This window comes from Bradyrhizobium arachidis (assembly GCF_024758505.1).
GTDB classification, from domain to species: domain Bacteria; phylum Pseudomonadota; class Alphaproteobacteria; order Rhizobiales; family Xanthobacteraceae; genus Bradyrhizobium; species Bradyrhizobium manausense_C.
The window spans coordinates 3,337,528-3,351,696 of the sequence record NZ_CP077970.1; the positions used below are offsets into that span (position 1 = coordinate 3,337,528).

The 14,169-nt window shown below is 63.2% G+C and carries 12 protein-coding genes; 9 read left to right on the forward strand and 3 right to left on the reverse strand.

Annotation, left to right across the window (positions count from 1 at the left end; translation table 11 throughout):
- Nucleotides 1–23: 23 nt before the first annotated feature.
- Complete coding sequence (locus tag KUF59_RS14995; RefSeq protein ID WP_258769610.1) at nt 24–1,208, reverse strand: CgeB family protein; 1,185 nt, start codon at nt 1,206–1,208, stop codon at nt 24–26.
- 4 nt (nt 1,209–1,212) lie between these two features.
- On the reverse strand, nt 1,213–2,541 hold the full coding sequence (locus KUF59_RS15000) for a hypothetical protein (RefSeq protein ID WP_258769611.1): 1,329 nt from the start codon (nt 2,539–2,541) through the stop codon (nt 1,213–1,215).
- A gap of 175 nt (nt 2,542–2,716) precedes the next feature.
- On the opposite strand from KUF59_RS15000, the gene KUF59_RS15005 reads away from it, so the two are divergent.
- The 8 genes from KUF59_RS15005 (at nt 2,717) to KUF59_RS15040 (ending at nt 12,149) form a co-directional block, all read left to right on the forward strand.
- Complete coding sequence (locus tag KUF59_RS15005; protein ID WP_258769612.1) at nt 2,717–3,778, forward strand: Gfo/Idh/MocA family protein; 1,062 nt, start codon at nt 2,717–2,719, stop codon at nt 3,776–3,778.
- The gene (locus KUF59_RS15010; RefSeq protein ID WP_212457652.1) at nt 3,775–4,242 is read left to right on the forward strand and encodes an acyltransferase; all 468 of its coding nucleotides are present in this window, start codon (nt 3,775–3,777) and stop codon (nt 4,240–4,242) included. Before KUF59_RS15005 ends, KUF59_RS15010 begins: the two co-directional genes overlap by 4 nt.
- Before the next feature lie 3 nt (nt 4,243–4,245).
- Complete coding sequence (locus tag KUF59_RS15015) at nt 4,246–5,346, forward strand: DegT/DnrJ/EryC1/StrS family aminotransferase (protein WP_258769613.1); 1,101 nt, start codon at nt 4,246–4,248, stop codon at nt 5,344–5,346.
- Between the two features lie 198 nt (nt 5,347–5,544).
- Nucleotides 5,545–6,543, forward strand: a complete 999-nt coding sequence (locus KUF59_RS15020; protein ID WP_258769614.1) for an NAD-dependent 4,6-dehydratase LegB — start codon at nt 5,545–5,547, stop codon at nt 6,541–6,543.
- Nucleotides 6,544–6,554: 11 nt separating this feature from the next.
- Nucleotides 6,555–7,781 (forward strand): LegC family aminotransferase, encoded by a 1,227-nt coding sequence (locus KUF59_RS15025; RefSeq protein ID WP_258769615.1) that lies wholly within the window; start codon nt 6,555–6,557, stop codon nt 7,779–7,781.
- Nucleotides 7,781–9,169, forward strand: coding sequence for an alpha-2,8-polysialyltransferase family protein (locus KUF59_RS15030; protein ID WP_258769617.1), 1,389 nt, complete (start codon nt 7,781–7,783; stop codon nt 9,167–9,169). The genes KUF59_RS15025 and KUF59_RS15030 overlap by 1 nt, the downstream gene beginning before the upstream one ends.
- Nucleotides 9,170–9,274: 105 nt before the next feature.
- Complete coding sequence (locus KUF59_RS15035) at nt 9,275–10,549, forward strand: lipopolysaccharide biosynthesis protein (protein ID WP_258769618.1); 1,275 nt, start codon at nt 9,275–9,277, stop codon at nt 10,547–10,549.
- A gap of 214 nt (nt 10,550–10,763) precedes the next feature.
- A complete protein-coding gene (locus KUF59_RS15040) occupies nt 10,764–12,149 on the forward strand; it encodes a hypothetical protein (RefSeq protein ID WP_258769620.1) in 1,386 nt (461 codons plus the stop codon).
- Here KUF59_RS15040 and KUF59_RS15045 read toward each other — a convergent pair.
- On the reverse strand, nt 12,146–13,111 hold the full coding sequence (locus KUF59_RS15045) for an NAD-dependent epimerase/dehydratase family protein (RefSeq protein ID WP_258769621.1): 966 nt from the start codon (nt 13,109–13,111) through the stop codon (nt 12,146–12,148). The two genes, KUF59_RS15040 and KUF59_RS15045, sit on opposite strands and share 4 nt — an antisense overlap.
- Before the next feature lie 162 nt (nt 13,112–13,273).
- Here KUF59_RS15045 and KUF59_RS15050 point away from each other — a divergent pair, with 162 nt between their 5' ends.
- On the forward strand, nt 13,274–14,074 hold the full coding sequence (locus KUF59_RS15050; protein WP_258769622.1) for an FkbM family methyltransferase: 801 nt from the start codon (nt 13,274–13,276) through the stop codon (nt 14,072–14,074).
- Nucleotides 14,075–14,169: the final 95 nt, after the last annotated feature.

The following is a 14,169-nucleotide window of genomic DNA, read 5'->3' on the forward strand; positions in this document are numbered from 1 at the left end:
GGAGGGGCTCGCGCGGCGATGCGCTAGTTTCGACCGACGAAGCGGAGAATGTCGTCGACTCGCTGCCTGAATGTATGGGTCGAAAGCGTCCGCGCCTGGCCTGCTGCGGCAATCGCGTTGCGCGCGTCGTCGTTCCGGAGATAGCGATCGATCATCGCGAGGCAGTCGTCGACCGAACGCCAGGCCGCGACGTCGCGGCCTTCGTCGAACAACGTGTGTAGATTGTCCTTGAAATCGGTCAGGAGGAAGGTCCCGACGCCGGTCGCCTCGAACAGGCGTGCGTTGCCGGCTTCGCGTCCGGCCATGTCGATATGCGAATTGAGCGTGAGGCGGGACGCGCGCAACGCCTGATACATCTCCACGCCCCAGACCTCGCCCTGATAGCAGCGGTGCAGCGGCGAGGAGGCGGGCAGGGTGTGCAGACCGCTGCCGTAGAGCTTCAGATCGTACTTCCGCGCCACTGCTTCGAGTTGCGCGACGCGCTGCTGGTGATCCGCCGACACCGCGCCGACGAAGGAGATGTCGATGCTGCGCTCCGGCGGCGGCGGAAGAACGTCGAGGATTTGAGGCTCGAAGGCGAGATGAACCACTTCGGATCTGACGCCGGCGTTGCGGAAGGACTGCACGACCTGGAGGAGCTGCGAGATCATCAGGTCGTAGGACGACCAGTCCTCACCGCGCGACGGCAGGATGCCAACCTGGCCGATCAGGATCGGGCGGCCGATGCTCTTGATCTGCCGCGCGAGGCGCGCGTCGACATGGAAGACGTCCTGGTTGAGCACGAGGTCCGGCTTGAACTCCTCGATCTGCGCCAGCAGGATCTTTTCCGCCTCCGCGTCGAGCCGCGGGCTCAAGCCCACCTTGCGCGCCAGCGGCCTGAGAATGGGCTTGAACGGTGCGATGGTGCGCTGGAGCCAGCCGGGGATCGCCTGCCGCTGCACCTGTGTATCAGGCGCCGGCGGTTGCTCGACCGCGAGCCCGTGCTCGCGCGCCCACGCCGCTCGCATCCAGGGATTGTTGACGTGAATGTCGGCGGCGGCATGTCCCGCCGCTGCGAAGTTGCGCGAGTAGAAATCGGCGACGCCGAACAGGCTGGCATTGCGCGCCGCCATCTGCGTTGCGTAAGGCGCGCCGGCAAGATCGGGCGCACGACGATACAGCCACGCCAGGAAGCGCGGATAGTCGGCGTTGAGGATGAGGACGCGCACCGTCCTAGCGCTTCTGTTCGGGGATGCCGCGCGGCATCACGTACCACAGCAGAAACAATAGTGCCGCTCCGTTCGTCAGCATGACCGTCGTGAAGGGAACGTTGAGCAGCGTCTGCGGCAGCAGCGCCCCGGATACCAGGATGATGCGCTGGGGTACGCCGGCGGACATGCCGTTCACGATCGCAATGACGAAGCCGCACAAGAGCGCCGGGACCGGGGCAAACAACGGGCCGACCGAAGCGATGCCTTCGGTGGCGAACAGCGATGCGTTGAAGTAGCCGCCGATGCCGAACGACTTGTAGATGACGACCGCGAGCGGCTCTTGATAGGGGCAGGTCATCAACGGCTTCAGGAGGCTGATCTGGCAGAAGCGGGTCAGATCGTGGCCGAAGAAGAACTCGTTGTAATAGTCCATCGCAAGCGATGGGAAGGTCATCATCCGGAGGTTCACGAGTTGGAAAAAGGGCATCGCGAACCGCTCCGGAAGCAAGCCGTACCGGAACAGGACAAACAGGAGCACACCGGCTGCGACCGGTACCAGCATGGAGAGGACGACGGTGAGCCGCAGGTCCAGGAACCGCGTCGCCGCGAGCATGAGCATGAGCCAGGCCGGGGCGAAAAAGGCCTGCTTGCTCAGTGTGACCGGATAGAACAGCAGCAGCAGGACGATGACGGCGACGGCGCGCCAGTAGCTTCCCCGAAGCGCGTAGCAGGCGAATGCGAACGGCAGGAGCGCGGATGTCACGATCCCGACGAGGTAGTTCACGATCGTCGGCGCGGTCAGGGCCTCGCGATATCTGTAGATGTCCCCGATCGAGACCAGCCGGAAATTATAGTACGCGCCGATGACGGCGACGGCGGCACCGATCAGCACGATCCAGGTCAAAAGCCGCTCGAAAGCCTGCGGCGACAGCGTCAGCAATCGCGGCAGGGTTGGTTGATAGAGTGCGGGCAGCAGGAATGCGACCGCGGACGCCGCCGCCGAGAGGCCGCTCAGGCGATGGTTATAGCCGAACTGGGAAAAGCTGTTCAGCCACAGATAGCCGGCGATCATGACGAAGAGGTAGTAGCCGACGAAGTATCCGAAGCTGAACCGGGCGCGGGCGAACAAGACCGCCAGCACGGCGAACGCCGCAACCGTGACGATTGCCGCGGGCAGCGCCTCCTGGCGGAAGAAGATGTGAAACTGGGGGTAGGCCAGCGCGACGCAAATCAGCGAGATGCAGCCGAGCGCGAGATGGCTCAGGATTAGCAGCGCCAGGCCGCGATCGCTGCCGGTCAAACGAGGCCCGTCCGCGGCCGCGCGATCCGTGATGTCTGCAGGGAGCCCCATGTGGCGGTCGAATATCCCATTCAAGCGGTGCACACAATGTCCGAAGGGCATCCGAAGGGGGTATTGCACGGGTCTAAAGCCTTGATTCGTTCGGGCTTTTGTTCATATAGGTCACCTGACCGGTGCGCTTAGAACCTCTCGTTTCGAGCCCGCCTCAGAGAAAGATCGAGGTCTCATGATCAGGTTTGGCCTGCTCGGGTGCGGGCGCATTGCCAAGCGCCATTCCGACCTCTTGGGCGGCAACCATATCGAAGGAGCGCGCCTCCTTGCCGTCTGCGATTCCGTTCGCGCGCGGGCGGATGCGATCGCCGCAAAGTTCAAGGTCGATGCGCATGACGATCTCGACGACATGCTCGCGCGCGACGATATCGACGCCGTCGCCGTGTTGACGCCGAGCGGGCTGCATCCGCAGCACGCGATCGCCTGCGCGCGGGCGGGCAAGCATGTCGTGGTGGAAAAACCGATGGCGCTACGGCTGCAGGACGCCGACGACATGATCCGCGCCTGCGACGAGGCCGGCGTAAAACTCTTCGTCGTCAAGCAGAACCGCTTCAACGTGCCGATCGTCAAGGCGCGCGAAGCGCTCGACGCCGGGCGGTTCGGCAAGCTCGTGCTCGGCACGGTGCGCGTGCGCTGGTGCCGAGACCAGGCGTATTACGACCAGGACGCCTGGCGCGGCACCTGGGCCCAGGACGGCGGCGTGCTGACCAACCAGGCGAGCCATCACATCGATATGCTGGAATGGTTCTTCGGTGACGTGGTCAGCGTTCATGCGCGCAGCACCACCGCGCTGGTGAAGATCGAGACCGAGGACACCGCGGTCGCGACGCTGAAGTTCCGCAGCGGCGCGCTCGGGATCATCGAGGCCACGACGGCCGTGCGTCCGGTCGATCTCGAAGGTTCGCTCTCGATCCTCGGCGAGAAGGGAACGGTGGAGGTCGGCGGCTTCGCCATGAACCAGATCCGCCACTGGCGCTTCGTTAACGAACTGCCGTCGGACAAGGAGGTGATCGAAAAATTCTCGGTCAACCCGCCGAACGTCTACGGTTTTGGCCACCAGGCCTACTATCAGCACGTCGTCGAGTGTCTTGCCGATCGCGGCGCGGCGCTGGTCGACGGGCTGCAGGGCCGCAAGAGCCTGGAGCTGATCTCCGCGCTCTACGAATCCATCGAGACCGGGCAGGAGGTGCCGCTTCACTTCGTGCCCCGTCGTAGCCGCCTGGGCATTGCCTCGTGAGCGGCCCCGAGCGCCACCAGAGCGGGATCCGCGACGTCACCTTCGGTGCCGGCGTCAAGGTGGTCGAGCCCTGCAACCTCTACGGCTGCACGATTGGCGATAACTGCTTCATCGGGCCGTTCACCGAGGTCCAGAAGGACGTCGTTATCGGTGCCCGCACGCGCGTGCAATCGCACAGTTTCGTCTGCGAGCTCGTGACTATCGGTGAGGACTGCTTCATCGGCCACGGCGTGATGTTCATCAACGACACCTTTGCGAGCGGGGGTCCAGCTCGGGGGCGCAAGGAATTGTGGCGCGAAACCAGGATCGGCAACCGGGTGTCGATCGGCTCGAACGCGACGATCATGCCGGTGACGATCGTCGATGACGTCGTGATCGGCGCAGGCTCGGTGGTAACGAAGGATATCGCCGTGGCCGGCACCTATGCCGGCAATCCGGCGCGGCTATTGACCTTGCGGAAATGACTGATGACAGTTCCCTTCGCTGATCTCCAGCTCCAGTACCAAAGCATCAAGGGTGAGATCGACGCGGCGATTGCCGCCGTCATCCGCGACAACGCTTTCATCCGCGGCCCCTATGTCGATGCCTTCGAACGCGACTTCGCCAAGGCTGCATCCGTCAGGCATTGCGTGTCCTGCGCCAACGGCACCGATGCGCTCTATCTCGCGATGGTCGCACTGAAAGTGAAGCCGGGCGACGAGGTCATCACGACCGCGCATTCCTGGATCTCGACCTCGGCAATGATCACCCATGCCGGCGCGACAGTGAAATTCTGCGATACCGACGACGTGACCTTCACCATCGATCCTGCGGCGATCGAGGCTGCGATCACGCCGCGCACCGTCGGGATTATCCCGGTGCACCTCTACGGTCAGCCCGCCGACATGGACGCGATCATGGCGATCGCGAACAAGCATGGTTTGTGGGTGATCGAGGATTGCGCGCAGGCGCATCTGGCGCGCTACAGGGGGAAGATGGTCGGAACGTTTGGCGCGGCTGCGACCTATTCGTTCTATCCCGGCAAGAATCTCGGTGCGATGGGCGATGCAGGCGCCGTCGTCACCAATGACGCTGTGCTTGCCGAGCACATGACGAGGCTCGCGCGCCATGGCGGCCTCGTGAAGCATCAGCATGAGATCGAGGGCGTCAACAGCCGGCTCGATGGCATGCAGGCCGCGATCCTCTCGGCAAAACTTCCGCATCTGGCCGCCTGGACCGAGGCGCGGCAGCGCGCGGCCGCGATCTATGACGCCGGCCTCAATCAGATCGAGGGCGTGAGCGTGCCGCAGGTCGCGCCCGGCCGCGATCACGTCTATCACCTCTACACCATCCGGCATCCGCGCCGCGACGCGCTGGCAGCCCACCTCAATGCCAACGGCGTGCAGACCGCGATCAACTATCCGACCGCGCTGCCGCTGCTTCGGGCCTATGCGCGATTCGGTCACACGGCGGCGCAATTCCCCCACGCCTACCGCGACCAGACCAGCATCCTGTCGCTGCCGATCTTCGCCGAGATCACGCCCGCGCAGCAGGACAGCGTGATCCGACTCGTGCGCGAATTTGCATAGCGCGAGTGGGCGCCTCCGCGGGCGCGAGATTTATTGATCTTTATCAAAGGCTTGTGGCGCGCGCACGGTTGTATTTCGTGGCCAGGGTTCCCGATCCGATCAGGGGATCGCGGCTCATTCGAACTGGCCTCTGACGGCCGGAGTGGTTAGAAGCGGCCATGTTAGGTCGGGTGGCCCGGCCAGAGGGGAACAGGAACTTTGCGAAAGGTACTTTTGACGGGGGCGGGCGGGTTCATCGGGTCGCACCTTGCGGAAGAGCTGGTCCGGCGCAATGTCGCGGTGCGTGCGTTCGTGCACTACAACAGCATGGGCTCGCACGGCTGGCTGGATTCCTCGCCATCAGATATCCGCAAGGAGTTCGACGTCTTCGCCGGCAATGTGTGCGACCCCAACGGCGTGCGCACCGCGATGAAGGGCTGCGATGCCGTGCTGCATCTCGCCGCGCTGATCGCAATTCCCTACTCCTATCACTCGCCCGACACTTATGTGGAAGCCAACATCCGCGGCACGCTCAACGTGCTGCAGGCGGCCCGCGATCTCGGCGTTGAGAAGGTGATCCACACCTCGACCAGCGAGGTCTACGGCACGGCGCAATTCGTTCCGATCACGGAGGAGCATCCGCTCCAGGGCCAGTCGCCTTACTCCGCGACCAAGATCGGCGCCGACCAGCTCGCGCTGTCGTTCGAGCGCTCGTTCGGCACGCCGGTGACGGTGGTGCGTCCCTTCAACACCTACGGTCCCCGACAATCGGCGCGCGCGGTGATCCCGACCATCATCACCCAGATCGCGGCCGGCGCGCGCAAGATCAAGCTCGGCAGCATCCATCCGACGCGCGACTTCAACTATGTCGCCGACACCGTCGGTGGCTTCCTGGCGGCACTCGACTCCAAGGCCTGTAACGGCGAGGTCATCAATATCGGCAGCGCCTTCGAGATCTCGATCGGCGACACCGCGCGGCTGATCGCAGAGCTGATGGAAGCCGAGATCGAGATCGAGCACGACGACGTGCGCGTGCGCCCCGAGCGCAGCGAGGTCGAGCGGCTCTGGGCCTCCAATGCCAAGGCGCAAAAGCTGCTCGGCTGGTCGCCACGTTTCGGCGGCGTCGACGGCCTACGCAAGGGGCTCGAACAGACCATCGCCTGGTTCACCAAGCAGGAGAACCTGGCCCGCTATCGCGTCAATGCCTACACGCTGTGAGCAAGATGAGCATGTCCTCCGCGCAAGCGAGCCAGAACCGTCCCGCCATGCTTGATCTCAAGCCGGTGCTCGATGCCGTCGATGCCGCGCTCGGCTCGGCGCAGCGCCCGGTCGAGCTGCATGAGCCGCGTTTCGGGCAGCGCGAGCGCGATCTGGTGCTCGACTGCATCGACACCAATTGGGTGTCGTCGGCCGGCAAATACGTCACCCGTTTCGAGGAGATGGTGGCGGAAGCGACCGGCTCGCGCCACGCGGTCGCGATCGTCAATGGCACCGCCGCGCTGCATGCGGCCCTGGTGCTGGAGGGCGTCGAGGCCAACGACGAGGTGCTGTTGCCCTCGATCACCTTCGTCGCCACCGCCAACGCCGTGAGCCATGCCGGCGCCGTGCCGCATTTCGTCGATTCGACCTGGGACACGCTCGGGCTCGATCCGCGCGCGCTCGAGGCGCATCTCGACGAGGTCGCTGTGCGGCAGAACGGCGCCTGGGTGAACAAACATACCGGAAGGCGGCTTCGCGCGGTGGTTCCCGTGCATATCTTCGGACATCCCGTCGACATGGCCGCGCTCGGCGCGGTTGCCGCCCGCTATGACCTCGTGATCGTGGAGGATGCGACCGAATCGCTCGGCTCGACCCTGAACGGGAAGGGCTGCGGCACGTTCGGCCATTCCGCCGTGCTGAGTTTTAACGGCAACAAGATCGTCACCACAGGCGGCGGTGGCATGATCGTGACCGACGACGAGGCGCATGCCCGCCACGCGCGCCACTTCACCTCGACGGCGAAGAAGGCGCATGCCTGGGCGTTCGAGCACGACGAGGTCGCCTACAACTACCGCCTGCCCAACATCAACGCGGCGCTCGGCTGCGCCCAGATGGAGCGCCTGGCCGGAATGGTCGCGGCCAAGCGTGTGCTCGCAGAACGCTATCTCGACGCCTTCAGCGATTTTCCCTGGGCGCGCATCTATCGCGAGCCGAAGGGTTCTGAGAGCAATTATTGGCTCAATACGCTGGTGCTCGACCGCGAATACGCCTCCGAGCGCGACCGTCTGCTCGAAGCCCTGCACGGCCACGGCATTCGCGCCCGACCGCTGTGGACGCCGATGCACCTCTTGCCGATGTACCGCGACTGTCCGCGCGCTTCGCTGCCCGTCGCCGAGGATATGAACACCCGCTGCATCAACCTGCCCAGCAGTCCCTTCCTCGCCGGAACGGCCTCAGAAGGCGCGAACCAGAGCTGATGCCCCGCATCGTCTTCTTCACCATTCACAGCACGACGGCGTGGTGGAAGTACCTGGCCTCGCGCATGGAGTTTGCCGACGCGGTCGTTCTCAGCGACCTGCGCGACGACGGCGATTATTCGCTGGTCGACGATTTCTACCGCTTTGCCGACAGGGGCGATGCCGCGGCCGCAGCGCTCGACCGGTTCGGCGAGGACGGATGCGCCGACATCATCCTGCGCTGCCGCGTGCTCAGGAGCATCGATCGCGATCTTGCGCTCAGGATGATCGGCGGCATGACGCAGGCAATCGAGCAGGCTTTTGACAAGCTTGGCCCCGATCTCGTCATGACTTTCACCATCGACCGATACGTCATGGACGTGATGGAGCGGATCGCACGGCGGCGCGGCATCGACTTCCTGGAGATGACGACCTCGATCATCCCGGATCAGGTGATGCTCATGCGCCGCGGGCGGCCGGTCTGGCTGCGCGAGCCCTCCAAGGACGACATCGATGTGGCGGTCGGCCAGCTCTGCAGGGAAGATTTCGCGCCCGCCTATGTCCGCGACGCCAAACGCTTCTCACTGGCAAAGTTCTGGCGGATTTTTGGCTACTACGCGCTGCGCGGCGCCTTCTTCAACGTCTGGCGCTTCCTCAAGCGTGACCGCTACAACTGCCACTATCTCGACGCGCTCAAGCGGCTGAAGCACAAGGTGCGGATGCGCGACGTGGCCGTGCTCGGGCTGCTCGATCATGGCTGGGACAAGCGGCTCGCCGAAGTACCGCGCGAGCGACGGGTGTTCCTCGGGCTTCAACTCTTCCCCGAAGCCTCGATGGACTACTGGCTCGAGCAGCAAGGCATGCTCGCGCATGACGACGTGGTGGTGCGCTATTGCGAGGTGCTCGGACGCGCCGGCTATCGCATCTTCGTCAAGGATCATCCGTTGCAGTTCGGTTTTCGCCAGCGCGAGCTGTTCGAGCGCCTGGCGAAGCTGCCGTCCGTGGTGCTGGTGCCCTATGACGTGCCGGCGAATCTGCTGATCGGCAAGTGCGCGCTGTCGGTGACGTTCACCGGCACCATCGGCTTCCAGGCGGCGCTGGCCGGGCTGTGCTCGGTCGCGACCGAGCCGTACTACGCAACCGCGCAGCACTTTTTGCACGTCCGCGACACCAGCGAGGTCGACGGCATCGCCGAGCGGCTGACGCGATGGCAATCCCCCGACGACCTCGACACGACCCGCCGCGCGATCATGCGGCACCTGGCGTCGATCAGCGTCGAGGGCGACTATTTCGGATGGCGCAAGTTCGATCCCGAGAACGAGGCCCAACGCGCCTCGGTCGAGCCGCTGGCGCGTTCGCTGAACGCGCACCTGCCGAAATTCCTGAAGTCCTGCAGAACCGCCGCGTGACTAGTCTCGCAAAGTCTGCCACGTAGTATCGATGTCGCGCGGTGATGGAACAGCATGCTGCGATCTCGTCTGATTGATCTGCTGAGGCGCCCCGCAGTCGCCGCTATGGTCGCGACCCTCATTCTGCGGGTGCTGACGCTGGCAAGCCGCTTCCTGCTGTCGCTGCTCCTGGCACGGATGCTGTCACCGGCCGAGATGGGGGAGTATGGCCTGTTGACGGCAGCGCTGGCCTTCGCGCTGCTCGCCGTCGGGCTCGAGTTCTATACCTATACATATCGTGAGATGGTGCCGGCGAGCCCGGAGCGGCGAACCCGGATCATCGTCGATCAGGCCACACTCGGCGGGATGGCGCTGTTTGCTGTGGGCATGGCGATCGTCGGGGCGGTCGTGACCGGCGACTTCCCGGCTCGGCTGGCGCCCTGGTTCCTGATTATTCTTGTGACTGAGCATGCCTCGCTGGAGGCGACGCGAATCCTGATCATCACCTCGCGGCCGGTACGGGCCTATGTTGGGGTATTCCTGCGGGGCGGTATCTGGGTCTATGTGATCGCGGCGGTGATGTTCGCAGCGCCCTCCACGCGTACGCTCGAAACGGTGCTGGTCTGGTGGGCACTCGGGGGCATGGCGGCGATCGGCTTCTCAGCCCTTGCGCTGTCCGACCTGCCGTGGCGCGGCCTGCGCGGATATCGCCCCGACTGGAAGGGAATTCGCTGTGGCTTGCGCACGGCTCGCCCCTTCATGCTGACAGCAGGTAGCGCGCTGGTCATTTCCTATGTCGACCGCTTCGTAATCGATCAATTCGTCGGACGCGAGGCGCTCGGCATCTATACGTTCTATTCGACGATCCTGATCGGGTTGTGGTCTCTGGGCGGATCGCTGTCGCACCAGTTCCTTCCAAAGGTGATTGACGGATACGCCAAGAGCGGTCGGGCCTATCGTGCGGCGCTGCGCCCGTTCTTCTGGACGATGCTAGCGCTGGCATCGGGGACGACGGTGCTTTGTGGCTTTGCTATCGAACCGATTCTGACAATGCTCGGATTGTCAGCCTACGCCTCGGGCATTTCGGTCTTCTATGCGATGTTGCCGGGCATCTTCCTGCGCATGATGTCAGACGTGCCTTCTTACGCGATCTACGCCGCGCGATCCGACAAGGCCCTTTTGCTTTGTAATCTGGGATCAGCGCTGGTCTCGACCGTGCTCAATCTCGTGCTGGTTCCGCGGCTCGGCATCCTCGGTGCGGCGTTAGCAAGCGGCGTTGCGAGTGCCGCATTGTTGGGTTTGCTGGCCATCTTTGCTCTGCGTAAATTGCGCGAGAGCAGGGAACACGGCGCACCTGAGTCGGTCGGCCTTCCCACCGATCCCGATATGCTCTACCCCTGAGATAAGCCAACCACGCATTGCCGGTCGTGAGCGGTATTGCTACACAGCCACCGGTCCCGTTCTGGTCCTTTCTTAGCGGAGCAGTATGCAACGATTAGTTCAGCTAGCCAGCGGTCTTTCGTCGCCCGCGATTCTCATTGTCCTTGTCTGGGGCGTAGCGCTCGCGCTGGTCGCCGCTGGGCCGATTGATTATCCCGGACAACCATCGACTGCCGTGCTTGCGATCGTCGGCGCCGGACTTGCGTCATTCCTGCTGGCGTATCGCGGGGGCGGGTTCCTGTTCGACATCGGAGCCGCGCGACGCAAGGAAGAGCCGGCGCCCTCGGCAGCAATGCTCAATCGCGTCGTCACCGGAACCTCGCTGGTCGGAATCGCGGGAATCGGTTTGATGGCGTTTGATCGAATCGTGTTGAGCGGGGTGAACAACAGCAGCTATTCCGAGCTGCTGCGGTGCGCCCCGGGACTGATCAGTTTCATCGAACTCAAGCGGACGCCGATCCTGTATCTCGGCTACGTTACGTTCTCGTTCGGCTTCGTCTCGGTGATCCTGTTCCTGCTGAAGGGGGAGGTCATCAGGGGCTGGGCGGCGGCGCTAGCGCAATTGTCGGCCGTCTCTCCGGTGGGTTACGCGCTGCTCTACGCCGGGCGCTTCCCGATCTTGCTGGCCATGCTTCTCATCATGTCGACGATACTGATTCGTATCAGTCAGGGCCGGCGACCATTGCCGGCTGGGCACTATCTGCTCCTCAAGGTGATTATCGCGCTGGGGCTGTTCCTTCTCTATTCGAGTTGGGTCTGGTCAAGCCGGCAGAACTTTTGCATCCAGGTTACGCCCCTGATCAAAGAACTTGAGGAGAAGCAACGCCAGGCGAACGCGTTGCCGCCCAGCGCTCCTCAGGCACCGGCCGAGGGAATCTCCGGAGCCGAGCTCAGCAAACAGATGGCCGACGCGGCAGCTGTTGCGCCCGCGCCGACATCGCAGGCAAACACCGCCGACAGCATGCTCGCGATCATGCTGGAAGCCTGGAACGTGAAGCCGCGCGGCTACGTCTCCTCCGCGCTCGACGCCGGCTACCTGTCGCCGCGCGCCGCGCTGATTGGGCTCAGCAGCTTTTTCTATCTGACGCACGGCGTGCGCTCGATCGATATCGGCTGGCAGGCACGCGACCAGTTTTCCCCGCAATGGGGTGTCTATGAGGTCGGAGTGCTGTCGCCGATCCTGCGGGTGTTCTTCCCGCAGGTCCAGCATGTCACCATCATGGAGGCGCAGCTGAAATCGGCGGGAATTTATGGCTTCTTTCCGACTGCCTGGCTCGCTGCCTTCATCGACTTCGGAATCATCGGTGCGGTCGTCTACATCTTGCTCTGGGGAGCCCTTGCAGGCTGGAGCGCCACCGGTGCAAGACGGTCGCATCTGCTCACACCCCAGCTCCTGCTGATCTTTGTGATCACCAGCATCCTGCTCAGTCCGGTTCAGGGCCCGCTGGGCGTTGCCAATGCAGCCTTGGTGCTCGGCTCGCTATTTGTCGTCGGGCTGATCGTCGACGGCTGGCCCAGATTTGCCAAGCGCGTCAATCCGGTCGCCATCAGTAGCGGCTAGGTCTTCTGCTGCGACAGGTTGTTGAACCATTCGACGGTCTGTTCGATGCCTTCGCCGAAATTGCTCGGCAGTGGGCCGCAGACCGCCTCGGTTGCGCTCAGATCGAACTGATATTGCGTCATGATGTTCTTCAGCCGACGCGACGTCAGAGGAAACTGCTTTAGTCCAAGCGCAATTGCCGCATCGCCCGAGCTAGCCAGAGCCCGCGCGACAAACACCGGCATTCTGGGAATGCGACGCGCGTGCAGGGCTCGCTGGAACGCATCCCCCCAGACGATCAGGTCGAGGGCTTCATAATCGGCCAGATAGAACGTCTTGCGATGCATCTGTTCCGGCGCAGCCCGCAGCAATTGTCGATACTGGTAGCTGATGTTGCCGATATAGCTGAACGATTTGAGCAGTGGCGCGCTCCCGACGTGGAAATAGAGCCCACGTTGGATCATGCGCAGAAAACGCTGGTAATGCGCGCTCATTCCCGGTCCCCACACCGTGGTCGGGCGGACCAGACACCACTGGCTTCCGCCTCCATTCTGCTCACGAACGATCTGCTCGGTCAAAACCTTGCTGCGTCCATAGGAGGAATCGGGATTGTAGTCGGTATCGCTGCTGGGACGATAATCGACGCGACAGACCAGTTGAGATGAAGTCCAGATTGTCCGCTTGATCGACGGGGTGAGGCGAACGGCATCGATGACGTTGCGAACGCCTTCCACGTTGGCGGGGTAGTCCGAAACGTCGGCGGTCTCGTCGATGTCGATTCGGGCCGCGAGATGCACGAGTGCATCAGGAGCGGCGGCCTGGACAGCTTCCCGCAATTGTTTGGCATCGAGGATATCACAGACAACGTCCGTTGCCGGCCCCGGACGCTTGTCGAGACCCATGACCTCCCAATTCTCGGCCTTCAATCGCTGTGCGAGCGCCGTCCCGATAAAGCCGGAGCTCCCGGTTACAAAGATCTTCATGCGAATTTGGCTGATTTGGAGGAAAAAGCGGTCGCTTGACCGGTCTGCCGTGCTGATTTACCAAACCGACCCATTGATTGCAAACTGCAGCAAGTCCTCACAGCAGCCGGATCTTGCGGTCAATAGTCTCCGTCTATGTCAGGCTCAACGGGCGTTCGCTCCATGAAGGCTTCCATTTCTAGCGTGTTCCAGGCGATCAATCTCCTGCTGGAGCCGATCGGCCTGCGCCTGATGCGAACCGACGCCCCGGTGCGCAACTTCGGCCTGTTCTTCAAGCATCTCAAGTCGCTCAACTTTGACGTGAAGACGGTGATCGATGTCGGCATCGCACTCGGCACGTCGCCGATCTACGAGGCGTTTCCGCAAGCCCGCTATTTCCTGGTCGAGCCGGTCGCGGAATGCCGTCCGATTCTGGAGCAACTCAAGCAGAGCCTCAACGCCGAATACTTCCTGGTCGCAGCCGGTGCAGAGAACGGCGAAGTCACCATCAATGTGCACGACGATATCTCCGGGTCGAGCATCTTCACCCAGGTTGAAGGCAAGGCGCTGGACGGCGAGGCGCGGCTCGCTCCGATGCGACGGCTGGATTCACTGTTGCCGGAGAAGCTGGAACATCCGGTCTTCCTGAAGATCGATACTCAGGGCGCAGAACTCGAAGTGCTCAAGGGGCTCGGCTCCCGCATCGACGAAATCGATCTTCTGATCCTGGAGACGACGATGATGCCGATGCGCCACGGCATTCCCGTGTTTGCCGACATCGTGCGGTTCTGCGACGAGGCCGGCTTTGCCGTCTATGACGTGCTGGAGGGGCATATGCGTTCGCTCGACGGCGCGCTGGCCCAGATTGATCTTGCCTTCGTGCGCAAGGACAGTCCGCTGCGCAGCCAGTCGGCCTACTTCAGCGCCGATCAACTCGCGAGCTATCTAAAGCGGCCGAGCAAGCTGCGCAGCGTCAACGGCTGACCGGCAGGTACTGCTCGGGAGGCGCTCGCCCTTGCCAATCTCGAAGATGAGGGCGGAGCTCGCGGTCAGAAGAACCCTTAGGCAGACAACGCCGC

Excerpts from the sequence above, each read along its gene's own strand:
- KUF59_RS15000 (WP_258769611.1), bottom strand. The coding sequence starts at position 2,541 with ATGGGGCTCCCTGCAGACATCACGGATCGCGCGGCCGCGGACGGGCCT.
- KUF59_RS15005 (WP_258769612.1), top strand. The coding sequence starts at position 2,717 with ATGATCAGGTTTGGCCTGCTCGGGTGCGGGCGCATTGCCAAGCGCCAT.
- KUF59_RS15015 (WP_258769613.1), top strand. The coding sequence starts at position 4,246 with ATGACAGTTCCCTTCGCTGATCTCCAGCTCCAGTACCAAAGCATCAAG.
- KUF59_RS15025 (WP_258769615.1), top strand. The coding sequence starts at position 6,555 with ATGTCCTCCGCGCAAGCGAGCCAGAACCGTCCCGCCATGCTTGATCTC.
- KUF59_RS15030 (WP_258769617.1), top strand. The coding sequence starts at position 7,781 with ATGCCCCGCATCGTCTTCTTCACCATTCACAGCACGACGGCGTGGTGG.
- KUF59_RS15035 (WP_258769618.1), top strand. The coding sequence starts at position 9,275 with ATGGTCGCGACCCTCATTCTGCGGGTGCTGACGCTGGCAAGCCGCTTC.
- KUF59_RS15045 (WP_258769621.1), bottom strand. The coding sequence starts at position 13,111 with ATGAAGATCTTTGTAACCGGGAGCTCCGGCTTTATCGGGACGGCGCTC.
- KUF59_RS15050 (WP_258769622.1), top strand. The coding sequence starts at position 13,274 with ATGAAGGCTTCCATTTCTAGCGTGTTCCAGGCGATCAATCTCCTGCTG.